At 42.7% G+C, this 26,479-nt stretch carries 25 protein-coding genes and 1 tRNA gene; 13 read left to right on the top strand and 13 right to left on the bottom strand.

From position 1 onward, the window contains the following. Window positions 1–434 precede the first annotated feature (434 nt). Both map and ACEN9X_RS08525 read right to left on the bottom strand, forming a co-directional pair. Window positions 435–1,199, bottom strand: coding sequence for a type I methionyl aminopeptidase (gene map, locus ACEN9X_RS08530; protein ID WP_413669964.1), 765 nt, complete (start codon window positions 1,197–1,199; stop codon window positions 435–437). 137 nt (window positions 1,200–1,336) lie between these two features. Then, the gene (locus tag ACEN9X_RS08525) at window positions 1,337–1,678 is read right to left on the bottom strand and encodes a zinc ribbon domain-containing protein YjdM (RefSeq protein WP_413669963.1); all 342 of its coding nucleotides are present in this window, start codon (window positions 1,676–1,678) and stop codon (window positions 1,337–1,339) included. Between the two features lie 167 nt (window positions 1,679–1,845). On the opposite strand from ACEN9X_RS08525, the gene ACEN9X_RS08520 reads away from it, so the two are divergent. Further along, a complete protein-coding gene (locus tag ACEN9X_RS08520) occupies window positions 1,846–3,480 on the top strand; it encodes an ABC-F family ATP-binding cassette domain-containing protein (RefSeq protein WP_413671123.1) in 1,635 nt (544 codons plus the stop codon). 134 nt (window positions 3,481–3,614) lie between these two features. Here ACEN9X_RS08520 and ACEN9X_RS08515 read toward each other — a convergent pair whose 3' ends face one another. Beyond that, entirely contained in the window at window positions 3,615–4,487 is an 873-nt protein-coding gene (locus ACEN9X_RS08515) for a DUF7003 family protein (RefSeq protein ID WP_413669962.1), read from the bottom strand. Window positions 4,488–4,776: 289 nt separating this feature from the next. Between ACEN9X_RS08515 and ACEN9X_RS08510 the strand changes: the two genes are divergently transcribed. After that, window positions 4,777–5,355 carry a hypothetical protein gene (locus ACEN9X_RS08510; RefSeq protein WP_413669961.1) on the top strand — a complete coding sequence of 193 codons (579 nt, stop codon included), beginning with the start codon at window positions 4,777–4,779 and terminating at the stop codon, window positions 5,353–5,355. 44 nt (window positions 5,356–5,399) lie between these two features. On the opposite strand, the gene ACEN9X_RS08505 is transcribed toward ACEN9X_RS08510, so the two are convergent. Beyond that, window positions 5,400–5,471, bottom strand: a tRNA-Arg gene (locus ACEN9X_RS08505). Between the two features lie 140 nt (window positions 5,472–5,611). Then, the gene (gene metG / locus ACEN9X_RS08500) at window positions 5,612–7,684 is read right to left on the bottom strand and encodes a methionine--tRNA ligase (protein ID WP_413669960.1); all 2,073 of its coding nucleotides are present in this window, start codon (window positions 7,682–7,684) and stop codon (window positions 5,612–5,614) included. 109 nt (window positions 7,685–7,793) lie between these two features. On the opposite strand from metG, the gene ACEN9X_RS08495 reads away from it, so the two are divergent. From ACEN9X_RS08495 to ACEN9X_RS08480, 4 genes are all read left to right on the top strand, one after another. Next, window positions 7,794–8,744 (top strand): S66 peptidase family protein, encoded by a 951-nt coding sequence (locus ACEN9X_RS08495; protein WP_413669959.1) that lies wholly within the window; start codon window positions 7,794–7,796, stop codon window positions 8,742–8,744. A gap of 234 nt (window positions 8,745–8,978) precedes the next feature. Further along, the gene (locus tag ACEN9X_RS08490; protein ID WP_413669958.1) at window positions 8,979–10,064 is read left to right on the top strand and encodes a ligase-associated DNA damage response exonuclease; all 1,086 of its coding nucleotides are present in this window, start codon (window positions 8,979–8,981) and stop codon (window positions 10,062–10,064) included. Further along, window positions 10,061–11,677, top strand: coding sequence for an ATP-dependent DNA ligase (locus tag ACEN9X_RS08485; protein WP_413669957.1), 1,617 nt, complete (start codon window positions 10,061–10,063; stop codon window positions 11,675–11,677). Before ACEN9X_RS08490 ends, ACEN9X_RS08485 begins: the two co-directional genes overlap by 4 nt. A 58-nt stretch (window positions 11,678–11,735) precedes the next feature. Beyond that, window positions 11,736–12,197 (top strand): MaoC family dehydratase, encoded by a 462-nt coding sequence (locus ACEN9X_RS08480; RefSeq protein ID WP_413669956.1) that lies wholly within the window; start codon window positions 11,736–11,738, stop codon window positions 12,195–12,197. A gap of 514 nt (window positions 12,198–12,711) precedes the next feature. On the opposite strand, the gene nadD is transcribed toward ACEN9X_RS08480, so the two are convergent. The 3 genes from nadD to ACEN9X_RS08465 form a co-directional block, all read right to left on the bottom strand. Next, window positions 12,712–13,284: a nicotinate (nicotinamide) nucleotide adenylyltransferase gene (gene nadD, locus ACEN9X_RS08475; protein ID WP_091216099.1), complete on the bottom strand. Its 573-nt coding sequence runs from the start codon at window positions 13,282–13,284 to the stop codon at window positions 12,712–12,714. A 91-nt stretch (window positions 13,285–13,375) separates the two neighbouring features. Beyond that, entirely contained in the window at window positions 13,376–13,957 is a 582-nt protein-coding gene (gmk, locus tag ACEN9X_RS08470; protein WP_413669955.1) for a guanylate kinase, read from the bottom strand. Between the two features lie 73 nt (window positions 13,958–14,030). Then, window positions 14,031–14,906, bottom strand: a complete 876-nt coding sequence (locus ACEN9X_RS08465; RefSeq protein ID WP_413669954.1) for a YicC/YloC family endoribonuclease — start codon at window positions 14,904–14,906, stop codon at window positions 14,031–14,033. A 247-nt stretch (window positions 14,907–15,153) separates the two neighbouring features. Here ACEN9X_RS08465 and ACEN9X_RS08460 point away from each other — a divergent pair, with 247 nt between their 5' ends. Beyond that, window positions 15,154–15,963, top strand: coding sequence for a hypothetical protein (locus tag ACEN9X_RS08460; protein ID WP_413669953.1), 810 nt, complete (start codon window positions 15,154–15,156; stop codon window positions 15,961–15,963). Between the two features lie 12 nt (window positions 15,964–15,975). On the opposite strand, the gene rnc is transcribed toward ACEN9X_RS08460, so the two are convergent. Genes rnc through ACEN9X_RS08445 form a run of 3 tightly spaced genes read right to left on the bottom strand, consistent with a single transcriptional unit; the run spans window position 15,976 to window position 18,225 of the window. Beyond that, window positions 15,976–16,701: a ribonuclease III gene (gene rnc / locus ACEN9X_RS08455; RefSeq protein WP_413669952.1), complete on the bottom strand. Its 726-nt coding sequence runs from the start codon at window positions 16,699–16,701 to the stop codon at window positions 15,976–15,978. Window positions 16,702–16,714: 13 nt separating this feature from the next. Then, window positions 16,715–17,968, bottom strand: coding sequence for a beta-ketoacyl-ACP synthase II (gene fabF, locus ACEN9X_RS08450; RefSeq protein WP_413669951.1), 1,254 nt, complete (start codon window positions 17,966–17,968; stop codon window positions 16,715–16,717). Between the two features lie 20 nt (window positions 17,969–17,988). Further along, a complete protein-coding gene (locus ACEN9X_RS08445; protein WP_031266521.1) occupies window positions 17,989–18,225 on the bottom strand; it encodes an acyl carrier protein in 237 nt (78 codons plus the stop codon). Between the two features lie 154 nt (window positions 18,226–18,379). Between ACEN9X_RS08445 and ACEN9X_RS08440 the strand changes: the two genes are divergently transcribed. The 6 genes from ACEN9X_RS08440 (at window position 18,380) to ACEN9X_RS08415 (ending at window position 24,220) form a co-directional block, all read left to right on the top strand. Beyond that, the gene (locus ACEN9X_RS08440; RefSeq protein ID WP_413669950.1) at window positions 18,380–18,799 is read left to right on the top strand and encodes an IPExxxVDY family protein; all 420 of its coding nucleotides are present in this window, start codon (window positions 18,380–18,382) and stop codon (window positions 18,797–18,799) included. A gap of 66 nt (window positions 18,800–18,865) precedes the next feature. Further along, entirely contained in the window at window positions 18,866–20,305 is a 1,440-nt protein-coding gene (pyk, locus tag ACEN9X_RS08435) for a pyruvate kinase (RefSeq protein WP_413669949.1), read from the top strand. Between the two features lie 117 nt (window positions 20,306–20,422). Continuing rightward, a complete protein-coding gene (locus tag ACEN9X_RS08430) occupies window positions 20,423–21,439 on the top strand; it encodes a hypothetical protein (RefSeq protein WP_413669948.1) in 1,017 nt (338 codons plus the stop codon). A 671-nt stretch (window positions 21,440–22,110) separates the two neighbouring features. After that, entirely contained in the window at window positions 22,111–22,917 is an 807-nt protein-coding gene (locus tag ACEN9X_RS08425) for a shikimate dehydrogenase family protein (RefSeq protein WP_413669947.1), read from the top strand. Beyond that, complete coding sequence (gene gldD / locus ACEN9X_RS08420) at window positions 22,914–23,492, top strand: gliding motility lipoprotein GldD (protein WP_413669946.1); 579 nt, start codon at window positions 22,914–22,916, stop codon at window positions 23,490–23,492. Before ACEN9X_RS08425 ends, gldD begins: the two co-directional genes overlap by 4 nt. Before the next feature lie 167 nt (window positions 23,493–23,659). Then, a complete protein-coding gene (locus tag ACEN9X_RS08415; RefSeq protein ID WP_413669945.1) occupies window positions 23,660–24,220 on the top strand; it encodes a hypothetical protein in 561 nt (186 codons plus the stop codon). A gap of 166 nt (window positions 24,221–24,386) precedes the next feature. Here the strand turns inward: ACEN9X_RS08415 and ACEN9X_RS08410 are convergent, their stop codons facing one another. Both ACEN9X_RS08410 and ACEN9X_RS08405 read right to left on the bottom strand, forming a co-directional pair. Beyond that, window positions 24,387–24,935: a dihydrofolate reductase family protein gene (locus tag ACEN9X_RS08410; RefSeq protein ID WP_413669944.1), complete on the bottom strand. Its 549-nt coding sequence runs from the start codon at window positions 24,933–24,935 to the stop codon at window positions 24,387–24,389. Window positions 24,936–24,941: 6 nt separating this feature from the next. Further along, window positions 24,942–26,330: a LutB/LldF family L-lactate oxidation iron-sulfur protein gene (locus tag ACEN9X_RS08405; RefSeq protein WP_413669943.1), complete on the bottom strand. Its 1,389-nt coding sequence runs from the start codon at window positions 26,328–26,330 to the stop codon at window positions 24,942–24,944. Window positions 26,331–26,479: the final 149 nt, after the last annotated feature.

Below are 26,479 nucleotides of genomic sequence, written 5' to 3'. Positions count from 1 at the left end.
GACATCTCCGCCTCGTCATTGTGGGGTACAAAGCAATCCCCTGCAGGAAGGCAAAAGGCTTTGTTCTATAGATTTACATCGTCGCGCTTTTGGCCGCGCGGGGCCAGATACTTTTGTCTTGACACAAAAGTATCCAAAAAGTCAAGTCAGCAGATAGGCTTCTTTGCGCACAGGCCTTTGCCCTGCAAAGCGGTCAGAACCACGGGCTGCAATTATTTTGCCCCGCTACGCTCGCGCTTTCCCAATGCTTCTGCAAAAACTTGCTATGCCCCTTCATGCGCTCATGGCCGGCATTGTTCTGCCCGCTTTCACCCGAAGCTTACCTGCTGACGGGAACATTCTTTATTTATTATGTAATGGGTAGACGGTATGGCTCTTAATATGAACGCTTTTAAAGAAGATTTGAAATGCAGAATCAGAGATCGTAGGCAGGGTTAATCCCAAATACCATTCTGTGCAGTGAATATCACCGGTTGGCCACCTGTTACCATAATGGTATGCTCGTGTTGTGCCACAAAGCCACCTTTATTACCGAGCAGCGTCCAGCCGTCGGCTTGTGTTTCGGCAATTGTTGATCGTGTTGAGATGAATGTCTCTATAGCTACCACCGAGTTCTTTTTAAAACGGGCAGTGTTATACCTGTCGCAGAAATTGGCAATTTCATGCGGCTCTTCATGCAGGCTGCGGCCAACACCATGGCCGGTGAGGTTTTTTATAACGGTATAGCCGGCTTTTTTAGCTTCGGTTTCGATTAACCTGCCAATCTCCGAAATCCTGACACCGCCTTTAATATTGCTGATCGCTTTTTTTAAGATCTCTTTTGACGCTTCTACCAGTTTGCCATGGCCGTGAATATCCTGCCCTAATACAAAAGAACCACCGTTATCGGCCCAAAAGCCATTTAGCTCTGCCGATACATCGATGTTTACCAGGTCGCCCTCTTTAAGGATTTTATCGGCCGACGGGATGCCATGGGCAGCTTCTTCATTAACGCTGATACAAGTAAACCCAGGAAAATTGTAGGTTAGCAAAGGTGCAGAATGTGCGCCTAACTGTGCCAGTAATTCGCCGCCGTAGTCGTCAAGTTCTTTGGTGGAGATTCCTGGTTTGGCATACTCCCGCATCTTCTTAAGCGTAATGGCTACAGCATCACTGGCTTCCTGCATACCAATTCTCTCGTTTTCGGTGGATATAGACATTTGCGAATTTTTTATGTGCTGTAAAATTAGCAATTAATACATGGGATAGCGTTCGCAGAATGTCAGTTTATGACACCGGGACTCGGCAAATAAAGCTTGAAAGTTGAAGTTTCACCACATGCAAAAGCGATAGGTGTTTATGCTTTTTTTACGAACTCAGATTTAAGCGCCATTGCACCAAATCCATCTATCTTGCAGTCTATATTATGGTCACTGTCTACCAGGCGAATGTTTTTGACTTTAGTTCCGGCCTTAATGCCCTGGGGCGAACCTTTTACCGGAAGGTTTTTTATGATCACCACCGCATCGCCGTTTTGCAAAATATTGCCGTTGCTATCTTTCACAACAAATTGATCGCCTGAGCTATTGTCTTCTTCTTCAGGCGTCCACTCATGGCCGCATTCCGGGCAGGCCAGTAGGCCGTTCATTTCATACGTGAAGGTAGATTTGCATATTGGGCAAGGAGATAGCTCTGTCATATTAAAACTTTACGGAGTAAAACTAAAAAAATAACCGGATAGCGCCAAAACTAAGCGATTCCATGCCGCAAAAAGGTTTCGTTTGAGAGCATTCAAGTGTTTATATCCTTCTGCCGTAATTCTGTGTCTTTCACTTATCTTTGCGCAAAATTCAATATATCCATACAGTGATTAATGTCAATAACATTTCCGTTTCTTTTGGCGGAACCACCTTATTTAGCGATGTAACCTTCTCTATAAACGAGAATGATAAAATAGCCCTGATGGGCAAGAATGGCGCAGGCAAGTCAACCATCCTCAAAATCATCGCCGGCGCTGCTAAGCCCACTACCGGCAATGTAACCGGCCCTAAGGACGCGGTGATAGCGTATTTGCCGCAACATTTGCTCACCCAGGACAATGTTACCGTTTTTGAAGAAACGATGAAAGCTTTTGACGAAGCCAATCAAATGCAGAAGGAGCTGGATGAAGTGAATGAGCAACTCAACATCCGCACCGATTACGACAGTGACGACTACATGAAACTGATTGAACGGGTATCGGAGCTGAGCGAAAAAGTTTATTCGCAGGAAGAGGTGAATTATGATGCAGAGGTTGAAAAGGTGCTGAAGGGCTTAGGTTTCGAACGCAAAGACTTTACCCGTCAAACTTCCGAATTTTCGGGCGGCTGGCGCATGCGTATCGAGCTGGCTAAAATTTTGTTGAAAAAACCGGATTTGATCTTGCTGGATGAGCCTACCAACCACATGGATATTGAGAGTATACAATGGCTGGAAGATTTCCTGGTGAACTCGGCAAAGGCAGTTATGGTTATCTCTCACGACCGTACTTTTGTTGATAACATCACCAACCGTACCATTGAGGTTACCATGGGCCGGATCTATGATTACAGGGCCAAATACACCCACTATCTCCAGTTACGTGCCGAGCGCAGGGTACATCAACTCAAAGCCTACGAAGAACAGCAGCGTTTTATTGCCGATAACCAAGAATTTATTGATAGGTTCAGAGGTACATACTCTAAAACTTTACAGGTACAGTCTCGTGTAAAAATGCTCGAAAAGCTCGAGGTTATCGAGATCGACGAGGTGGATACTTCGGCATTGCGATTGAAGTTTCCACCGTCGCCACGTTCGGGCCAATACCCGGTAATGGTTGAAGACCTCACAAAAACCTACGGTGATCATGTTGTATTTAAGAATGCAGCCATGGTGATTGAACGAGGCGAGAAAGTGGCTTTTGTTGGTAAAAACGGTGAAGGTAAATCAACCATGATCAAAGCCATCATGGGCGAGATTGATTTTGAAGGATCTTTAAAAGTTGGTCATAATGCCAAGATCGGGTACTTTGCCCAAAACCAGGCGGCCTTATTAGACGAGAATTTAACGGTGTTTGATACCATCGACCAAATCCCATTAAGTGATGGCACTGTAAAGATCAAAGATCTTTTGGGTGCGTTTATGTTCAGCGGCGATGATACCACCAAAAAGGTAAAGGTACTTTCGGGCGGTGAGAAAACGCGTTTAGCCATGATTAAACTGCTGCTGGAACCTGTAAACGTATTGATCCTGGATGAGCCAACCAACCATTTGGACATGAGGACCAAAGATATTATCAAAGATGCCCTAAGAGATTTTGACGGAACGCTGATCCTGGTATCCCACGACCGTGATTTCCTGGATGGACTGGTACAAAAAGTATTCGAGTTTGGCAATAAACGCGTCCGCGAGCATTTTGAGGATATCAAAGGGTTTTTGGCTTATAAAAAGATGGATAGCTTGAAGCAGATTGAGCAGGGGTAGAAATTAGTGTGATTTGCTCTGAAAGAAAAGCCTGCAATTATTTGCAGGCTTTTCTTTTATGATATTGTTTTGAGTCAATCAATAGTAAATTTGAGCACTTTAGCGGAAGTTTTAAAAGCAATGTTAGTGAGCCGTTATAAATTCCCCGACTCCCAGTTTGACCAATGGTTGTTTGGTTTGTTTTTCGGTTTCCAAAAAGCGGGATTTCCGGTTACAAGCACTTTTGCAATCAACTGATACGTTTCCTGGTTACTTGGCAAAATGTGTTTTTGATAAACACTCTCAAAATGGAACTTATCTATAACCGATATTTCAGGCAGGTCGCCCGGCAAATGTGCTTTGATATCGTCATTGGTTGCATTCACAATTGAGGGTTGAGTTTCGCTGAGGTATCGTACTAATCCCTTAAAACTTATTAGGCGCTTGGGGTTATCGAAGCCTCTTGGCTTAATTCCAAAATGAGTGTAATTTTTATCGCTGTGTTCAATCTTAATCTTATGACCTCTCACAATAACATAGTTAGCGTTTGGGTCAACTAACTCGAACTGTTCCATTTCTGACCCACTCTTGTTTTGTATTCGCTCGTATTCCTCTCCTGTAATTAATATTATACTGCTTACATTAGTGATATAATTCCGCTCAGGGTATTTATCTATAGGATAATTAATGCAGTTTCCTATATAATTCAACTCGATCTCGGCATCACCGCCGCGGTTTGCGTAACCACTTTTTTCAAAAACAATTGCCCAACGGCTTGCATCCGCATAAAGGTGGATATGATTACCCGCTGTTGAAAAATAGCCATGTTCAAGGTCAAAAAAGAAATTGTATTTAATATCATCTTTCTTCCCAACCGGGTAATATTCGCTCGGAATGCCTTTAAAGGCAAGATCCAATTGAGTAAGTATCTCTTTTTCGGTGAAGCTTGTTTTAAAAGGAGTATTATTGGCCACGTTAAAAAACAACAAAGCAAATGTCAATAAGCCAATTATAGGAATCGGTTTCATGAAACTAAAGTTAATTTATTCAACAAGAATTATGAAAGCTTTTGAATTTTCATCCAAAGCTTCTCATAATTATTTTTGCTTGTATTCGATGTTATCACCGAACTACTGTAAAGTTCCAATAACGACAAAAGCCTTTAGACGGAAGTCTAAAGGCTTTTGTCTTAAAATGTGGGTCTTTAGACTACAAAACCCGAACTCTTTTATGGCTGATTTGCATTGTGAGGCGAATTTGGAAGATAATTTGGTTACCTAAACCTTATACACCGATAAATTTTGTTGATATTTAGATATGGCTTTAATTGGATATTCCCTTGGTATTTATGACAGCAAATCTTACATGAATTCTAATATGTGGGGCGTTGACATTTGTGGCTGTCTTGACCACGTCAAAAATAGATATCTCCATTTGAACCCCAACTTCAAGCTAAAAAACAGAAGGGCTGATATTTCGGTAACCTATGACTCTTATGTAATCGTTTCCGCTAGGTTTAAAGAGTTTTGTATTGATAATAACTACCAAGGTATTTCCTTTTATGACCTTGCCAATTATAATGACCGATTTTATATGGAAATATTCAATGTTGTTTCTGTGGATATAAAAAGAAGGGAAATAGATTATTACGAATATAATTCTGTGTGCAATGAATATAACGAGGTAATCGGCGCTCATCCCGTATGTTTAGTTAATAAGTCACCGTTAGACAAAGGGTTTTACAGGACCGACATTGAGTTTGGCAGAGGCTACGCTAAATCTGCAATAGAAATTGTCGATATAGAAACCGGGAAGAAACTGAAAGCTGAAAAATTTAAAGGGCTTTATTTAGATGAAATACTAACAGAATATGATTTTGAAAAAGTAAAAAAATAGAAAAAGCCTTCAGACTTCCGTCTAAAGGCTTTTGTCGTAAAATGTGGTCCCGACGAGAATCGAACTCATATCTAGAGTTTAGGAAACTCCTATTCTATCCGTTGAACTACGGGACCGTTTAAAAATCAGCCTCGAAAAAAGGCCGATCTTTTATTTAGTTTGCAAAGGTGCAATTTTTCATTGAAAAATCACACCTTAAAATTCAAAATTTAAAACAGGCTTCATTTGCACATCTGCACATTTGAAATTTGCACATCTACCTAATTACTGCGCCGTTGTGGAAATCTTCGGTTGGGGCAACAAAGCTTAGCTTGCCTTCACTGTTTTCGGCCATCAGGATCATGCCTTGCGATACGATACCTTTAATTTCCCTTGGCTCCAGGTTTACCAGGATGCTCACTTTTTGGCCGATGATGTTTTCCGGTTCATAATATTCGGCAATGCCCGATACTACGGTGCGCTCGTCAATTCCTGTGTCAATGGTCAGTTTTAGCAGCTTTTTGGTTTTGGCAACCTTTTCGGCAGCTAAAATGGTACCCGTACGGATATCCATGGTAGCAAAGGTTTCGTAATTAACGTTTTCCTTTGCGGGCAGCACATTGGCCGATTTTGGCGGAGCGGCAGCGGCTTTTTTATCCGACAGTTTTTTTAGCTGGGCTTCTATTACATCATCCTCTACCTTTTCAAACAACAAAGCAGCCGGGTTTAACTGGTGACCGTTGTTGAAATACATTTCCTGGTCGTAAGCTATTGGCTCATTAGGCAGGTTAAGCATGGTAATGATCTTTTTAGCTGTAGCCGGTAAAAACGCCTGCGCGGCAGTAGCCAAGTGACCAATCAGCACCAAACAGTTGTGCAGCGCTTCTTTAGCAGCGGCAGGATCTGCTTTAATGGTTTTCCATGGCTCTTTTTCGGTAAGATAGCGGTTACCTAAGCGGGCCATATCCATTACAGCCTGCAAAGCCTGACGGTAGCGGTAAGCTTCAAGGTTCTTCTCTATCTCATCGTAATATTCGCCAACGCCGGTGCTTAGGCTCTCGTCGGTAAATTCAATCCTGTCGGTGTCAGCCTCAATTTTACCGCCGTAAAACTTGTGCATCAGTATCATTACCCGGTTCACGAAGTTTCCGAGGATTGCTACCAGTTCATTATTTACACGGGCCTGGTAATCTTTCCAGGTAAACTCGCTGTCGCTGGTTTCAGGCAGTATTGATGTTAGCACATAGCGTAACTCGTCCTGTTTACCCGGAAATTCTTCCAGGTATTCATGCAGCCAAACGGCATGGTTACGTGAGGTAGAAAGTTTATCACCTTCTAAATTCAAAAACTCGTTTGCCGGTACGTTTTGAGGCAAAATATATTCGCCATGCGCATGCAGTATAGATGGGAAAATAATACAGTGGAAAACGATGTTATCCTTGCCGATAAAATGCAGCAGACAAGCATCATCCTGCTCGTCGGCTTGTTTTTTCCAGTATAATTTCCAGTCTTTATTATTGTCAATGGCCCATTGCTTGGTGGCAGAAATATAGCCGATAGGGGCATCCATCCACACATAAAGCTTTTTGCCTTTGGCCTCGGCCAGAGGTACATCGATACCCCAGTCAAGGTCGCGGGTCATGGAGCGTGGCTGCAGGCCCGATTTAAGCCATGATTTACACTGGCCAAAAACGTTAACTTTCCAGCTGCCTTCTTTGGCATCTATCCACTGCTCCAGCCATGGTTGGTATTTGTCCAAAGGCAGGTACCAGTGCTTGGTTGATTTAAGGACAGGCGTTTTGCCGCTCAGGGTTGATATCGGGTTGATCAGGTCGGTCGGGCTAAGCGAGGTGCCACAGCGTTCGCATTGGTCGCCGTAGGCATTTTCATTGCCGCAGTTAGGGCAGGTACCGATGATATAGCGGTCGGCCAAAAACTGCTGATAATCCTCGTCAAAATACTGATCGGAGAATTTCTCAACAAACTCGTCTTTCTCATAAAGGTTCAGGAAAAACTCCTGGCTTAGCTCATGATGAATGGGCGACGAGGTACGGTGATAAATATCAAAAGCAATCCCAAACTCTTCAAAACTCTTTTTTATCTGTTTGTGATATTTATCTATGATAGCTTGCGGGGTAGTATCTTCTTTTTTGGCTTTGATAGTAATGGCAGCGCCATGCTCATCCGAGCCGCATATATACACTACATCTTTCTTCTTTAGCCTTAAATACCGCACAAAAATATCAGCCGGCAGGTATGCACCGGCAAGGTGACCAATATGTAAGGGGCCGTTGGCATAAGGCAGGGCCGATGTAATGGTGAATCGTTTATATTTGTTGAGTTGTGACATTAAATATCGCCTTGGTAAATAGTGTGCAAAGATAAATTTTTTAAGTCGGAAAAGTCCGAAAGTCGGGAAGTCCGAAAGATGAATCTAAAAGTTTTGATAATATTGAACCATGGATAATCCAAATAATGGAGCTACTTCCGGACTTTCCGACTTTCGGACTTCCGGACTTCAACCCCCATACCTCAAAAAAGGTGACAAAATAGCCATCACCTGCCCCGCAAAGAAACTCCCCAACCCAATGACCGATGCCGTGGAACTGCTGCAAAGCTGGGGCCTGGAAGTGGTGTTGGGCGACACCGTAGATGCTTCATTTCATCAGTTTGCCGGTGACGATGATTTCAGGGCAGCCGATATGCAACGCTTTATTGATGATGATAGCATCAAGGCCATCATTGCCGCTCGTGGCGGCTACGGAACCATGAGGATGATTGACAAGGTTGATTTCGGTCGCTTTGCACAAAATCCCAAATGGCTTATAGGCTTTAGCGATATAACCCTATTGCATACCCATCTTTTTACTAATTACGGGGCGCAAACCATTCACGGGCAAATGCCGGTTAACATTCCCGACGCCTCCAGACATTCGATAGATACTTTAAGGCGGGCGTTATTTGGCGAGGAATTAAGCTATGAATTTATAACTCACGATGCCAATAAGCCAGGTGAAGCTAAGGGGATCATAGTAGGCGGCAATTTGTCGTTATTGGTAGCCTCTGCAGGTTCAGTATCTGATTTGGACTATGCGGGGAAAATTCTATTTATAGAAGACGTTGGTGAATACCTTTATTCAGTAGACAGGATGCTGCGGATGTTGGACAGGGCCGGCAAATTAAAAAAACTCGCAGGTCTGGTGGTAGGCGGTTTTACCGATATCAAAGATAACGATATACCCTTTGGGCAAACAGTATCGCAAATAGTGATGGATATTGTACAAGGATATAGCTACCCGGTATGTTTTGATTTCCCGGCGGGGCATATCCCGGATAATAATAGCCTGGTGCTCGGGCGGGAGGTAGGATTGCAGGTTGATGAAAAGCAGGCGAGGTTGTGGTTTAAATAACCCTCAAAATAAAAGAAATGTCATTTCGACGAACATGCCAGGGTAGTGCGGCAGCGAGAGGAGAAATCTTATACGCCATGCATAGCCGCTGGCAGGGTGTATAAGATTTCTCTTTCGCCCGGATGTTCGTTTCCGACCCGCTGCTCATTCGAAATGACATCTTTTTGAGTTTTTAAAACTCCCCCTTTAGGGGCAGGGACCCAAACCAATTTGCTTATCAGTAGTTTATACATCATGGCTAAAAAACCGCTGCTTGAATTTACTGATAGAGGGATTTACTGTGCGCAAGGCAAATTTTATATCGATCCCTGGAAGCCGGTTGACGACGCTGTGATAACCCATGCGCATGCCGATCATGCTTATTGGGGGCATAAATATTATTTAGCACATCATCTCTCACGCGAGGTATTACTATATCGCCTGGGCGAAATCAACCTGCAAACAGTTGAGTATGGTGAAACGGTTCTGAAAAATGGTGTTACTGTATCTCTCTTCCCCGCAGGCCATGTGATAGGCTCAGCACAAATTCGTGTTGAATATAAAGGTGAGGTTTGGGTGGTATCCGGTGATTACAAGGTAGAAAACGACGGCATATCCACACCTTTCGAACCGGTTAAATGCCACCATTTTATTTCTGAATGTACTTTTGGGATGCCGGTGTATCAATGGAAGCCGCAGGTACAAACCTTTAATGAGATCAATAGCTGGTGGCGTAATAACCTCGAACACGGACTGGCAACAGTAATTGTAGGTTACTCCTTAGGTAAGGCCCAGCGGATCTTGCAAAACCTCGATCTGTTTAATGGCAAGGTTTATACCCACGGTGTTATCGAAAACACCAACGAAGCTTTGCGCCGCAATGGTGTGCTGTTAAACCCAACAGAACGGATTACATCAGAGAGCTCAAAGGATGATGTCAGGAAGGGCATTATCATCGCGCCGCCATCATCGGTAGGTACACCATGGATGCGGAAATTCCAGCCTTATAGTTTTGGTTATTGCTCGGGGTGGATGGCTATCCGTGGAGCTAAACGCCGTCGTGCTGCCGACAGGGGTTTTGTGCTGTCTGATCATGCCGATTGGGACGGTCTCATCAGCGCTATTGATGCTACGGGCTGCGAGTGCGTTTACCTTACGCATGGATATACCGCCACGTTTTCCAGATATTTAAATGAGATTGGATTTAACGCCAGGGAGGTGCATACATTGTACGGAGGAGAAGAAGACCCCTCCAACCTCCCCGAAGGGGAGGCTTCCAACACCGGAGAACCAGAAAAGAAAGTCCTCCCCCTCGGGGAGGATTTAGGAGGGGTGTTATGAGAGCTTTCGCCCAACTCTTTCTCTCGCTTGATGAAACCAACAAAACCAACGAAAAGGTTAAAGTATTAAAAGACTATTTTAATACCGTACCGGATACCGATAAGATGCACATGCTCGCCCTCTTTACCGGGCGGCGACCAAAGCGTCAGATCAATTCTACCCTGGTACGTAACTGGGCTATCGAAGCATCACACATCCCTGCCTGGCTGTTTGAGGAAAGCTATCACGTAGTAGGTGACCTGGCCGAAACCATGGCGTTATTAATGCCTCAAAGCAATACAAGCAGCAGCAAAACCCTTACCGAATGGATCGCCGAGATTAACGCCCTCAACGATAAAACCGAAGAGCAAAAAAAAGAATGGCTGATAGATTCATGGGCCATGCTGGATAGCCAGGAGCGCTTTGTATTTAATAAGTTGCTCACCGGTAGTTTCAGGGTTGGGGTATCGCAAAACCTGGTGATCAAAGCGCTGGCGGATATCTCCGGACTGGAACCTGCAGTACTAACCCACCGTGTTATGGGAAGCTGGCTGCCCGAAACTTACCAGTTTTCACAGTTGATGGAGGAACAGGATGCCGAAGCCAATATTTCCAGGCCTTACCCATTCTTTTTAGCTTATCCTATCCAGGAAACATCCGAGAAACAAAAAACACCGGCAGAAGTAGGCATTGCCCTGGGTGATGCAGCGGACTGGCAGGCCGAATGGAAGTGGGACGGCATCCGTGCGCAGATGATAAAGCGTAATGGCGAAATATTTATCTGGAGCAGGGGAGAAGATCTGGCTACCGAAAAATTTCCCGAGTTACACCCTTTCCTGAATGCCCTGCCCGATGGTACGGTGATTGATGGCGAGATCCTCAGTTTCCAAAATGGACAACCTCTGCCTTTTAATGTGCTGCAAACCCGTATTGGCCGCAAAAATCTAAGTAAAAGGATTTTGGAGGAAAGCCCTGTTGCCGTTATCGCCTATGACTGTCTTGAATATAATGGCGAAGACATCCGCTATAAAACCCAGGCAGAAAGGCGGGAGGTTTTAGAACAGTTGCAGTCAGAAACGCAATACCCAGAAGTATTCCGCATTTCATCACTCATTCAGTTTGAAACCTGGGAGCAGCTTGGCCATATCAGGGAGCAATCGCGCGCCATGATAGCCGAGGGTATTATGCTTAAACGTAAAAGTGCTGCTTATCAGGTTGGCCGTAAGCGAGGCGATTGGTGGAAATGGAAGATAGACCCACTATCGGTTGATGCCGTAATGATCTACGCCCAGAAAGGTCACGGTCGCCGGGCCGATCTTTATACCGATTATACCTTCGCTGTTTGGGATGGTGATAAACTGGTGCCTTTTGCTAAGGCTTATTCTGGCCTTACCGATGCAGAGATCAACAAGGTTGATTATTTCATCAAGCGTAACACTATCGAAAAATTTGGCCCGGTACGCACCGTAAAGCCCGAGCTGGTGTTTGAGATAGGTTTTGAGGGGATCAATAAATCAACCCGGCATAAATCGGGCATTGCCTTACGTTTCCCGAGGATATTGCGGTGGCGGCATGATAAACCCAAAGAAGAGGCCGATACCCTCGAAAGCTTAAAGGCTTTGCTGGGTGAATAAGCGCTATAATTTAATACCTTTGCGGCTTAAAAAAGACCCTAACTATTAATAAACCAATATGATTGTAATCAGTAATTTTCAGGAGTTTGAACAACAGGTAGGCAACAATCTTGGTGTTTCGTCATGGCACACCATTACGCAGGAGCAGATCAACAAATTTGCCGATGCCACCCTCGATCACCAATGGATCCATACCGACCCTGAAAGGGCCAAAACAGAAAGTCCTTTTAAATCAACCATAGCACACGGCTACCTTACGCTGTCACTGATCCCTCATTTGTGGAAAGAGATTGTTAAGATCGAAAACCTGAAAATGGAAATCAATTATGGTATCGAAAACCTGCGTTTCGCCCAGCCGGTATTGGTTGATAATGAAGTGCGGTTAAAAGTAAAGCTGGCTGGTTTGCTTAATCTTCGCGGTGTGATCAAAGCTACTATGAGCATCGAAATGGAAATAAAAGATCAGCGTAAACCAGCCTTTAGCGGCGACGTTGTGTTTTTATACCACTTTATTGGATAAGATATAACAAATATTCCCCGTTGCCCGTGTCCTCACGGTCAACTTGTACACAAAAAAGCGTCTGCGAGAATATTCTTATACACACGTCATTGTAAGGTACGAAGCAATCCCCAATTAACAGATCCGCCCTGTATTGTTCGCGATTGCTTCGTACCTTATAGTGACGTGATTGTAAGTTGTTGATTATTAAATATGTTTTTTTTAAGTGAGTTTTATAATATGGGCGTTGCCTGCGGCCCGGGCTGTACGCTCATACTGCACAAGGCCTTAGCCACAAGCCGGTATCCGCTCCCATCCCTAACGCAGTCCAGCGCACCATCTCTAAAAAATATCTTGCACGTCATTACGATTTTTTTCAGGATTTCCCTGATGGTTACTCGCAATGACGTTTTTTGTAACTGCCTTTACAAATTCTTCCCCGTTGGCCGTGTCTTTACGGTCAACTTGCATGTAATAAAAAAAGCGCCCGTGAGGACACGGGCGCAGGGGATATTTTATTGATTAGGTGCGCTAACTACCTATATAAACTCTTATTCTCAATAAACTTCAATACAGGATCCGGTACAAAGTACTGTACGTTCTTTTTTTCGGCGATGGATTTGCGGATAAATGTTGCAGATAGCTCCATAAGCGGCGTCATGGTGATGGTAACTGATGGATGATCGGCCAGCTCTGCATTTTCATAGCCAGGGCGCGGGTATACATAAATACGGTAATCGCGCAGGATAAGCTTATAATTTTTCCATTTATGCAGGGTACCGAGATTATCGGACCCCATAATCAGGGCAAACTCATGTTCAGGATACTTTTCCTTCAAATGGGCAAGGGTATCAATGGTATATGATGGTTGAGGGAGTTTTAATTCCACATCACTCACGGTTATATTGGTTGCGTTATCTGTAGCTAACCGGGCCATCTCCAACCTGTCATAAGTATTGATCAGATCGCCATACTTTTTAAAAGGATTTTGGGGCGATACCACCAGCCACACCTTATCAAGTGAGGTATGGTTTGCCATGTAGTTAGCAATAATCAAATGCCCTATATGTATAGGATTAAACGAACCAAACAGTAAGCCTATTTTCATGCGGTGCCCCCTAACCCCCTAAAGGGGGAATTAAAAGTTTTTGTAGATTAAAATGTCCCGGTGTACAAAATGGGATTTTTGTACTCCCCCTTCAGGGGGCCGGGGGGCCAATAAACGTGCTCACTAATTCCTCTGCCTCATTGCAGGCCGTTTCAAGATCGTAATTTTTCAGTATAATATCAAATTGTGGGGCGTATTTGAGCTCTTTTTCTGCTTTAGCAAAGCGTTCTTTTAGTTTTTCTTCGCTATCGGTACCTCTGCCGGTTAATCTTTCAATCAAAATCTCAAGTGATGGTGGCTGTACAAATATGGCCAGTGCCTGCGAGCCGTATTTGCGTTTAAGGTGCAGACCTCCTTCAACGTCAATATCAAATATTACGGTTTTGCCTTTTGCCCAGATGCGCTCAATTTCGGTACGAAGCGTACCATAAAAAGTACCGGTGTAAACCTCCTCAAATTCAACAAATTGTTTTTTGGCAATACGGTGCAGAAACTCTTCCTTGCTTATAAAATAATAATCTTTTTCATGCACCTCATCACCGCGGCGTTCGCGCGTGGTGGCCGAAATGGAAAATTCAAGCTCAGGGATTTTCCCCAGCAAATGATGTACAATTGTTGTTTTACCAGCACCCGACGGCGCCGAAAATATGATGAGTTTACCGTTTTGGCTCATAGTTTATAGTTCATGGTTCATAGCTGGCTATAGTAAATGGGGGCCATGAACTATGAACCATTATCTATGAACTTTACAATACGTTTAACAGTTGTTCTTTAATTTTTTCAAGCTCTTCTTTCATGCCTACTACCAGTTTCTGGATGTTGGCATCATTGGCTTTTGAACCCAATGTGTTGATCTCGCGACCAATCTCCTGCGAAATAAAACCCAGCTTTTTACCATTGGCATCGGCATTTTTAAGGGTTTCAATAAAATATTCGCAATGAGCTTTAAGTCTTACCTTTTCTTCGGTAATATCAAGCTTATCGATATAATAGATCAACTCCTGTTCAAAACGGTTTTGGTCGATAGCTTCACGGCTTGCAGCTTCGGCTAAAAATGCATCGAGGCGCTCGCGGATCAACGGAACACGTTTGGGATCTTCCAGTTCAACAAGTTCCAGGTTTTTTAATATGGTATTGATACGGCCTTTAATTTCCTGTTCAATAACAATGCCTTCCTGCGCCCTGAAATCCTGAAAAGCGGCCATTGCCTGCTGAAAAGTTTTTTCAACGGCTTTCCACTCATCTTCGGATATGGTATCTTCTTCGTATTTAACAACTTCGGGTAAGCCCAATGCCAGCTGAAGCAGGTTGCCGGTTGGCTCGCCAAGCTCTTCACTTACTGACTTAAGCTGATTATAGTAATGTTTAAGCAGATCTTTATCGATCCCCGCTGCTTTTACCGATTGACTTACCTGCTCGGTGTTAATAGATAGATTAACTTTACCGCGTTCAATGAGCTTGCTGCAGTCGTTACGTAGCTGAAACTCTTTTTCGGCAAAAATCTTCGGCAAACGAAGCGATAATTCTAAAAATTTGCTGTTCAGGGATTTAACCTCTACGGTATATTTTGTATTGCCCGAATCAAAACTGGCAATTCCATACCCTGTCATGGATTTTATCATGCGCAAAGATAGCAAATTTAGTTAGAGGTTAGAGATCGGAGATTAGAGGTTGGGTTAGGTCGGATTTCGAATGTTCGATTTCGGATTTGAAATAAATGCAATTGCGAAAATTGAGAGAATTCACCACTCAAAAAAAAGAAAAACTAACCTCCAATCTCTAATCTCCAACCACTGAAACAAAGCCCTTTAACACTTTTTCACATTTCAAATAAAATACAGTTCCTATATTTACGTTCAATTATCACTGATGCGCAACTATTTATACCTGCTTGTAACAGGCGTTCTATGCCTTGTAACCGTTCATGTTTCGGCCCAGGAGTTTACGGTAAAGGGTGTTATCTCTAAAAAGGTAACCAACGAGCGCGTAGGGCAGGTTTTCGTTAAAGATCTCAACACAAAAACGCTAATACTTAGCGATGATGTCGGCTGGTTTAGCATAAAAACCCGTGTTGGCGATACCCTGCTTTTTACCAGGGATGATTATACTCCTCAAAAGGTTGTGGTACTTAATAACAGCGATATGCCGGTTTATATGCAACCCATTATTAAGCTTGATGAAGTAAAAGTTGTTGGCCAAACCAAAAGGCAGGAGATAAACGAGGTTTTGAAAGATTACAAGAAACAAGGTTCTACTTACAACGGAAGGCCGCCGGCATTATCTTTTTTAAGCAATCCTGTAACCGGTCTTTATGAGCTTTTGGGTACAACCCCTAACAGAGCGCGTCGTTTTGCACAAAACGCCCAAAGCGAACTTGAACAGGCAGAGATTCATAAACATTATAATATTCCGTTTGTGAAACAATACACTGGCCTGGCTACAGATAGCCTCGCCCGTAAGTTCATGAACTATTATACACCTACATATAAGGATATCAAAGCCTGGACAGATTATGACCTGATTAAGCATACCATACGGGCATATGAGTACTACAAAAACAGCAGCGAAAAAGATAAGCTTGAGCGCCTAAACAGTCCAACATTTATCGTTCCGGATTCAACTGTAAAACTTGGCGAGGGGCCTGTAGAGCTTAAAAAGGAAAAGAAATTACCGCTTTAAACAAAAGGCATTTTAAATACCTAAAGCTTCACACGCTTTTTCTGCGGCAAGCTTTTCGGCGTTCTTTTTGCTGAATTCTTTACCTGAGCCCATTACTTCACCATCAACATTGGCTTGCACAGTGAAAAGTTTGGTGCTTTCGCCATCCTGGTTGGTTACCAGTTCAAAAATAATATCGCGGCCATGGCGCTGGCACCATTCAATAAGCTTGCTTTTGAAGTTAGTTTCGGTTTGCTCAAGCTTGTGGATGTCGATATGAGGCTTTATGATATGGTTGATCAGGAAGTTTTTGGTAAAATCGTATCCTTTATCCAAATAAACCGCACCAATCAGGGCTTCAAACGCATCGCCAAGTAATGACCCCTGCCTGCTTGAATTAAGCATCCGGTTATCATACTCAATAAGTTTGTCAAAGCCCAATTTTTTACCCAGCGCATTGAGGTTAACGCGGCTCACTATTTTTGAGCGTAACTCGGTTAAAAATCCCTCATCTTCATAAGGGTATAATTTAAAAAGTACTTCAGCAACAACGCTGCCCAATACGGCATCGCCCAAAAACTCCAGGCGCTCGTTACTGTTCTTCACCCCCTTCTTAATGTTTTGTGCTACCGATTTATGGCGAAAAGCCATGCGGTATAAAGACAAATTGCCCGGCACGAAGCCGAGCAAATTCTTTAATATTTTAACATATTTCCGGTTAGGGGATATATATAGTTTGTAGAACCGATTGATAGGCATCAAATTACCACAATTAATCTTCGTACTTTTTAAATATTACAGAAGCATTGTGGCCGCCAAAACCAAACCCGTTACTTTGAACTATGTTAATATCGCGTTTTTGAGCGGTATTAAAGGTGAAATTGATCTTAGGATCAAATGCCGGATCATCAGTAAAGTGATTAATGGTTGGAGGGATGATACCATGTTTCAATGCCAGTATCGATGCAATAGCTTCAACCGCGCCGGCAGCACCAAGCAGGTGACCTGTCATTGATTTGGTTGAGCTGATGTTGATACGGTAAATATCATCGCCAAACACATCCTGTATTGCTTTAATTTCCTGCGGATCACCAATTGGGGTTGATGTGCCGTGAACGTTCACATAATCAATATCGGCAGGTTTCAAGTTTGCATCTTCAAGGGCAGCGCGCATTACAAAAGCAGCGCCTAAACCATCGGGGTGAGGTGCGGTCATGTGATAAGCATCGGCACTCATGCCGCCGCCTATCATTTCGGCGTATATTTTAGCGCCACGGGCTTTAGCGTGCTCTAATTCCTCTAAAATAATGGTACCTGCACCTTCGCCGGCCACAAAACCATCCCTGTCCAGATCAAACGGACGTGATGCCGTTGCCGGATCATCATTGCGGGTTGATAATGCATGCATAGCGTTAAAACCACCAATACCGGCTTCGTTAATGATTGCCTCAGAACCACCGCTGATAAACATGTTAGCTTTACCCAAACGGATATAGTTAAATGAATCAATCAGTGAGTTATTTGATGAGGCACACGCTGAAACGGTAGTGAAGTTAGGCCCGCGCAAACCATATTTAATTGAGATATGGCCAGGAGCTATATCGGCAATCATTTTAGGGATGAAGAACGGGTTAAAACGCGGAGAACCATCGCCTTTGGCAAAGGTCATTACCTCATCAAGGAAAGTTTTTAAACCGCCAATACCCGAACCCCAGATAACGCCAATGCGGCTGGTATCCAGTTTCGAGAAATCTAATCCCGCGTCTTTTACAGCTTCTTCTGTTGAGAATAAAGCGTATTGTACAAAAGGATCTAATTTGCGGGCGTCTTTACGGCCCAAAAAACCATCCGCGTCAAAGCCTTTTACTTCGCACGCAAACTTAGTTTTGAATTTTTCGGTATCAAAACTTTTAATCAAGGCAGCGCCACTTACTCCATTGATCAGTCCGTTCCAGTAATCTGAAACAGTGTTGCCAATAGGAGTAAGTGCTCCAAGCCCGGTTACTACAACTCTTTTAAACTCCATTTAATCCAGTTAGGGAGTTCTTATTTAACGTTTTTTTCAAGGTAAGCAACTGCCTGGCCAACAGTACCAATAGTTTCTGCCTGATCGTCAGGAATAGCCACGTTAAATTCTTTTTCAAACTCCATGATTAATTCCACGGTGTCTAACGAGTCGGCACCAAGATCATTGGTGAAACTCGCTTCTGGCGTAACTTCACTTTCGTCAACACCCAGTTTTTCTACGATAATAGCTTTTACTCTTGAAGCGATATCAGACATAGTCTTTATAGTTTAATGATTAATAAAAATTCAGTGCAAAGAAAAATAAATTCTGTCAATAAACAAATCTAAAACTTTTACAATATAAATCTCTAAACAAAATTTTATTGAAACGGTTTGTATTAGTAATTTTGACGGCGTAAAAGTAATGATTTTGAACAGGAAATTTTTAAAGTTTGAGATCGATTTTGATTTTGTGCTCATTGCGGTAACAAGCTCACTTAAGGATTACCGGGTTTGTTTTCTAATCAACAAGTATCTGAATTTTAATTTCGTAAAAAACGATGACCTGGAAGTGGATATCTACCCCGGGGCCGAGCCTGTTTTGTTTTCATTATACCGCTACAGTTGGGAAACCACCGAAACAGACTTCTTCTTTATAGGCAATAAAGGCTCAGACGGTTACCTGGTGCCCGAAATAAAAAGTGCCGACTATTTTTTAATGATCCGCAACTATATAGATGATAATGAGCTTGATACAATCATCTCTTCGCTCAATAAAATTCCTGAGATAGTGGCAGCAGTAAAGATTGACCCAAAAAAAATAAAATCACGGGAAAATCTTTTATTTTAGCGCCGAATTTAAAATAGATGTTGGTTTTACAATCATTAAATACCCTCCAGTTTTAACCCGAATAATATGGAACTATACTATAATCGCACAAAAATTGTTGCCACCATGGGGCCGGCATCAGCTAAAAAGGACGTTTTATTAGCGATGATCAAGGCAGGTGTTAACGTTTGCCGTCTTAATTTTTCGCACGGTAAACCCGAAGATCATAAGGTAGTGATCGATCTTATCCGCGAAATTAACGAGCAATACAAAACCAACGTAGGTATCCTGGCCGATTTACAGGGCCCTAAAATCCGTATTGGCCTTGTAAAGGATGGCGGTATTCATTTAGTTAACGGAACGCACATCAAAATTACCACGCACGAGTGCATTGGTAACGACGAGCAGATCTATATTACTTATGATACTTTCCCTCAGGATGTACAGGCAAATGAAATTATTTTGCTTGATGACGGTAAATTGCAATTAAGGGTTATAGAAACCAACAAAGTTGATACGGTTATATGTGAAGTTGTTCACGGTGGTATCTTAACATCACGTAAAGGTGTTAACCTGCCAAATACTAAAGTATCTATCCCAAGCTTAACTGAGGAAGATTTGATCAACCTTGAATTCGCCCTTAAACAGGATGTTGAATGGATTGGTCTTTCTTTTGTTCGTACCGGTGAGGATATTATTGACCTGAAACGCATCATTGCACGGAACGGCTCGGCAGCTAAAGTAATTGCCAAAGTTGAAAAGCCTGAAGCAATTGAAAATATTGATGCCATTGTTGCTGCAACTGATGGTGTAATGGTTGCACGTGGCGACCTTGGGGTTGAAATGCCACTTGAAGAAGTACCATTGCTGCAAAAAATGATTGCCCGTAAGTGTCGCGCTGCTTCAAAACCGGTTATTGTAGCTACTCAGATGCTGGAGTCAATGATCACTACACCGCGCCCAACCCGTGCAGAGGTAAATGACGTTGCCAACTCGGTACTTGACGGTGCTGATGCGGTGATGTTAAGCGGTGAAACATCTGTTGGTGAGTTTCCGGTTATTGTTATTGAAACAATGGCTAAAATTGTACGCAATGTTGAAGAGTTTGGATATCCTTTTAACGCCCCTAAAGAAGCGGTAGTTAAAGACCCGGCTTCTCCGTATTTCCTGAGCGATGCACTTTGCGAGTCGGCAGTACACATCGCCGAACAAAGCAATGCGGTAGGTATTGTTTCAATGACTACGTCAGGTTATACTGCATTTGAAATATCAAGCCACAGGCCTAAAGCCAGTACATATATCTTTACGTCAAACAAGCAATTGTTAAATGCGCTTAGCCTTGTATGGGGTGTTAGGGCGTTTTACTATGATCAGCTGGAAAGTACCGATCAAACCATTGCCGATGTTAATGATATACTGAAAGCCGAAAGCCTGATTAAAGCGGGTGATATCGTTATTAACACTGCTTCTACTCCTATTATTAAGCAGGGTAAAACCAATACGCTTAAATTAAGTGTTATTGAATAAGGCCATTTAAGATCTTACTTTTAATGAAGAAGGCTCGCCGGGATAACTGGCGGGCTTTTTTATTGTGGGAATGTTTTGATCAAAATCATATATTCAAAAAGTAATTGATAAACAGCTATGTCTTTACCTTACAACCAGGAGCTAAAAACTATTCTTGAACGCAGGTTTCATGAAAATTTGTTAGATGGATATTATGGAGGTGTTTTTAATCAGGATGGAGATAAGCTTTATGCACTAACCTGGGTAAAGCTTTCGTATGTTGACTATGAAATTTATGAGTGGCATCATGAACAGCTAAGCGGTTATTCATCAAGTCATCACGATTATGAAAAAACTAAAAAGATGGTTGATTTAAACTCGTGGCAAAGCAAAACCGTGAATGAATGCATTGATGAAGGTATCTACAAGTATTTTTCAATATCATTTATCGGGATATGCTTTGAAGGCGAATGGTTTATTGTGCCCAGTCTTGCCTTTTATGGAGATCAGTTGACCGAGCCTGAATTGAAAATGTATAAAGAGAGAGGTATTATTACAGGTAATATTTGGAAAGACACCCTATTTTATCCTGAAAAAGTGTATCAATTAGCAGGATATGAAAAAGCAGAGCTATTACCAACTTCTATTGAGTTTAAAGACCAACCATGGATGGTGTCAATAATTAAACAGCAAAAGAAGGAACGCGTAAACATGGCCTATGTCCGGTATATTAATGAAGAGTTTTTAGAACCCTTTTTTAGTAAATTAAAAATATCGGATCCTGAAAATTATCGGGAAGCTGCGCAGCTCAGGTATGGTTACTCAATGATTTTCCCTCAGCATAAAAAAAACACATTATTTTGTGCTCATATCAAAAACAGACAAGATAAGTGGAGGTTACAATATTTTTTACTTGAGAACCAATCACGGAGGTTTTATAAATGGACTTTTTTTAACAATCCGGTAGAATGCGATTTTTCATTTGCTTACGGCGACCTGATCATTGACGACTTGAAGCAAATTTCCAGTTGGAACCAGGAAGGCTACCTTGATTCATCATGCACCATGGATAATGAAATTTTCTGGGATGAATTTGTTTTTAAGTTATCCACTGATAATGTCTATTTATATCTTAAGGAAGTAACAATTAATTAATCCCTTTATAAAAACAATGCCGGCTACCTGAAAGTAAGCCGGCAAAGCACAATTAAAATCTGGCACAACTCAGGTTTAGGTTGAAAGTCCGACTTCTCTTGCTATCCTAAAAAATAAAAGGTAGATGTTTCTTCAATAAAGTTTACCCGCGTTTATAAAAGCGATTTAAACATTTGTTGCAGTGGTAGCGTTTTACCTGAAGCCTGGGAAGCAAAAGCTTAACCAGCGCACCTCTTTTTATCCGGTCGCAAAATTTGTTTTTGCATCTCGGGCATATTGCGGCGGGTGCTTTGCCGATAGTTGGTATTGTATCAGTTGGATTGTTATGAATTCGGAGCTTATCCTCATTAAAAATCACTGTCATTTATCTTAGGGGGATTATATCTAACAAAGCTGCCCAAAAGCAACATAATAAAACTGCCATTTACCTTTACAAAACCGCCATTTACATTAAAAAATATCCCGAAATTTTTTATTGGTGTTGAAAATCCCACGTTTTGAAATAAATTTCGTTCTAAATAAAATTATCCGGAATGTTTGCTGTGTGCCCTTTTAAATCGGGTAATCAAAATTGCTTGTTTTGTTGTTAATATTACGTCATTAAAAGTTACATGGCCGGCTTAATGCTATAATTGATTACTTTAGCAGCTGGTATTGTTATAAAATTGACCATGAAACATTACGGACTAATCGGTTTTCCGCTTTCTCATTCATTCTCAAAAAAGTTTTTTACCGAAAAATTCGAAGCCGAAGGCATTACAGATTCGCGCTATGATCTTTACCCCATTGAACATATTAAGGACCTGCAGGACCTGCTCGATGAACATCCCGATATTTGCGGTCTCAACGTAACTATTCCGCATAAAATAAATGTATTACCTTTTTTAGATTGGATAGAGCATGATGCCCGTAAAGCCGGTGCCGTAAACTGTATCAGGGTAACTGCCGAAAGCCCTATTGAAGCCGCATTTTCGGGCGAAATTGGCATTAAAGACCATGATTTCAGGCTGGAAGGGTACAATACCGATATCTACGGATTTGAGGAATCATTAAAGCCTTTAATTGGTGATGGTAATGACGATGCCCTGGTTTTGGGCGATGGTGGTGCTGCAAAAGCCGTAAAATGTGTGCTGGAAAATTTAGGTATTGCTTATAAAGTTGTTACCCGCAAGCCCACACATCATGCAGATAATATATTGTTTAAGGACCTTCAGCCGCACCATATCATGCAACATAAACTTATCATCAATACAACGCCTTTAGGCACTCATCCCAATGTTGATGAATGCCCGCCTATACCCTATGATTTTATAGGTGAAGAGCATATTTTATATGATTTGATATACAATCCCGAAGAAACCCTGTTTTTAAAGCAAGGCCGGGAACGTGGCGCTATTACCAAAAATGGTTACGAAATGCTGGTTTTGCAGGCAGAAAAGTCATGGGAGATCTGGAATTCAAAAGAGAAACACCCATGAAGTATTTAACCCTATTGGTAGCGGCATTGCTATTCCTGGCGGCGTGTGGTGGCGATCATGATTATGCCCCTAAGCCGCGCGGATTTTATCGCATAGTATTCCCTAAAAAGGAATACCAGGATTATGTTACAGGTTGTCCTTACACTTTTACCTACCCTAAATATGCCTATATCGAACCGGATAAAAAGCGTGATGCCAAGCCCTGCTGGGTTAATATGCAATTTCCGCAGTTTAACGCTACGCTGCATTTAAGTTATCAGCCCATCACCTCCAAAAAGGAGTTTAATCAACTGGTTGAAGACGCGCGTACGTTTGCCTTTAAACATACCGTAAAAGCCACATCAATTGATGAGGGCATTATCCACTATGCCGATAAAAAGGTTTATGGCATTTATTATACCATAGACGGGAACGCTGCTTCATCAGCTCAGTTTTTCTTGACAGATAGCACACAAAATTATATCCGCGGGGCGCTGTATTTTAACAGCGAACCCCGGCTTGATTCGATCCAGCCTGTGCTTAGCTTTATCAAACAGGACATGGCTGTAATGATCAAAAGCTTTAAATGGAAGTGAGTACGTGGGGCAAGGCTTTAAGAGTCAGGAAACAGGACATGAAGGTTTGTTTGATGTCATCAATCTTTTAAATTATTATGTCTATTTCGGGTTGTTGACAAAACAGGTGTTGGCATCTGTTGTTACTGATATACGCAGGATCGTTACCTGCAATTAATCAGTAAACAATGAAACTCATCAAACTCAATAAAATACGTACCGATATCCGGATGCATACCGAAAGCCTTGCCCACACCGGGTTCAGGAAAATATTTGAAGGCATCGACCAACTTAAAATAAAAAATGGTGTTGATAAACTTGGCCTCGAAGGTTTCATTAACCAGTGCGCATGCCTTGCTGCAGGTTCGGGCGCTATGGCTGGTAGTGGCGGCATGTTTACATTGGTAGCTGGAATCCCATTTGATTTTATTAATCTCATAACCCAGCAGTTTAGAGCTACCATGGGGATCATGTATTATTACCGGGGCACCTATGATAACGGATTCGACGATTTCATGTCATTAGTAGCAACATCAGTAAGAGTGGAAGCCGGGGTAGCCATTACCAAAAGCATGATGGAAGGTATTGCCGAACGGATGTTGATGATACTGGGTACCCGAACTGCCGAACGTTTGGTGCCGGTGATTGGTGCAGTTATTGGCGGCACAGCAAATTACCTGTTCATTAAACGCATGGCCGAACAGGTAAAGCGGATGCAAAAAGACTATGTAGTAATTCAGGTGGGATAGACCTTTTCCCAGTAAAATTTGTCATTTCGAACGAGGAACGAGGAGAAATCTTATACATCTTGCAATTCGAGCTAAGTATGGCGTATAAGATTTCTCTATCGCCCCATCTTCCAGTCCGTCCCCTTGCTCTATCGAAATGACACATTTTTTAAGAGCCTAAAGTCTGTTACATTCCCTCCAGCATCCCTAAATCAAATTTAGGTTTAATGGCATACCGGAGCTGTACCAGCCCGCTTGAAAATTGTTCGCTGCCTAATAATATAAGTTCAATCCTATCTTTGGAGCCGGTGAATAGTGGTTTACCGCTACCTAAAATAATGGGATGCACCGATAGGAGAAGTTCGGTAATAAAACCTTCATCAATAAACGCCGAAAGCAGGCTTGCTCCGCCAAACAGCCAAATATTGCTGCCCGGTTGATTCCTGATGGCTTCAACACTTGATTTAAAATCAGCGCTTTTGATGATTTCGGTATTCGGGTTTTGCGACGCCTGAAGGGTATCCGAAAAAACATACATTTTCAATGCGCCGAACATTTCCGGGTCAGTACCCATCAGCAAGTCGTAGCTTTTACGGCCAATGAAAATGGCATCGCTACTGCCCAAAAACTCGGTCATGCCATAGTCCTGATCAGCAAGGCACCAGTCGTATTCGCCGTTAGGGCCTTCAATGAAGCCATCGAGGCTCACTGCAAGGTTTAAAATTATTTTGCGCATGGATTGCTATTCTTCAGGTGTGTTATTCATCTCCTGCCATTGTTTGCTGAATGATTTATCAGCCACTTTAGGCATCTCGCGTAAATGCCCCCAGGTACGTTTAAAGAAAGTTTTAAGGAGGAAGTTTTTCATGCCGCCGCCAAAAAAGTCGGTGAGCTTACGTTTAAGCATTCCCTTTTTCCAGATGGCCCAGCCCCAGCGCTCTTTGTTGGTAACCAGGTTTTCTTTCACAGCGTCGCGGCGGTTAAGGAGCAACATTTTGTGAATATCGATCTTAACCGGGCAAACTTCGGTGCATTTGCCGCACAGGCTTGATGCATAACTCAGGTGCTTGAAATCTTCCATTCCGCGTGTGTGCGGAGTGATAATAGAACCGATAGGGCCGCTGTAGGTAGTGGCATAAGTATGGCCGCCAATGTTTTTATAAATAGGGCAACCATTAAGGCAAGCCCCGCAACGGATGCAGTAAAGCCCCTGGCGCTGATCTTTTTTTGCCAGGAGATTTGTACGGCCATTATCCAAAAGCACCACGTACATTTCGTCGGGGCCGTCGGTTTCGTTTGACTGGCGCGGGCCGCTCAGTATGCTGTTATAAACAGTAAGATTTTGACCTGTGCCATGTGTCGAGAGCATCGGCCAAAACAAATCCAGATCAGTAATGGAAGGAATAATCTTTTCAATACCAACGATGGCGATGTGGATTTTAGGAAACGTGGTACAAAGGCGTGCGTTGCCCTCATTTTCGCTGATGGCAATGCTGCCGGTATCGGCCAGCAGGAAATTGGCGCCGGTGATACCTACATCGGCCTGTACATATTTTTTGCGAAGCAGCTCGCGTGCTTTCAGGGTAATTTGTTCGGGCGTAGCGTCAATGGGGGTACCAAACTTTTCGTGGAAAAGCTTCGCGATATCCTCTTTACTGAGGTGCATGGCAGGCGTAATAATATGGTAAGGCTTTTGACCTAATAGCTGCACTATATATTCGCCAAGATCTGTTTCCAGCGATTCGATTTGGTTGCTCTCCAAAAACTCATTCAAATGAATCTCTTCGGTAACCATCGATTTGGATTTGACCACGGTTTTAGCGTTGGCCTTTTTGATGATGTTAAGAATCTCGCGCTGGGCTTCTTCCACATCATTAGCCCAGATCACTTTACCGCCGCGTTTCTGAAAGTTGGCCTCAAACTCCGGAAGGAATTTGTCGAGGTTCTCCATCACTTTCCACTTAAGTACGTGGCCTTTTTTCTTGGCATTATCTAAGTTAATAACGCGCGACAGGCCACGCGAAACCGCTGTATTGTACCGGTCAATATTGAAATTGATAATACGGCGATGATCGGCATCAAATGCCTTCTCTTCCGATTTTACCAAAAACTCTTCAGCGGTTGCTCCCATATATGCGAAAGTAGGATTTTGTTTTTAAAGTTGGTGAATGGTTGATTAAGTTGATTAGGTGAGTGGTTGTTTTTGAACAGATAAGATATGAGAAGGTTTTAGAAGTTTTCTCGCTGCCGCGGGTTTAGCGCAGCGTAACCCGTGGTGTT

Origin of the sequence: Mucilaginibacter sp. Mucisp86, from assembly GCF_047324315.1 — a bacterium.
Lineage (GTDB): Bacteria > Bacteroidota > Bacteroidia > Sphingobacteriales > Sphingobacteriaceae > Mucilaginibacter.
This window is presented reverse-complemented; position numbering and strand designations above follow the sequence as displayed.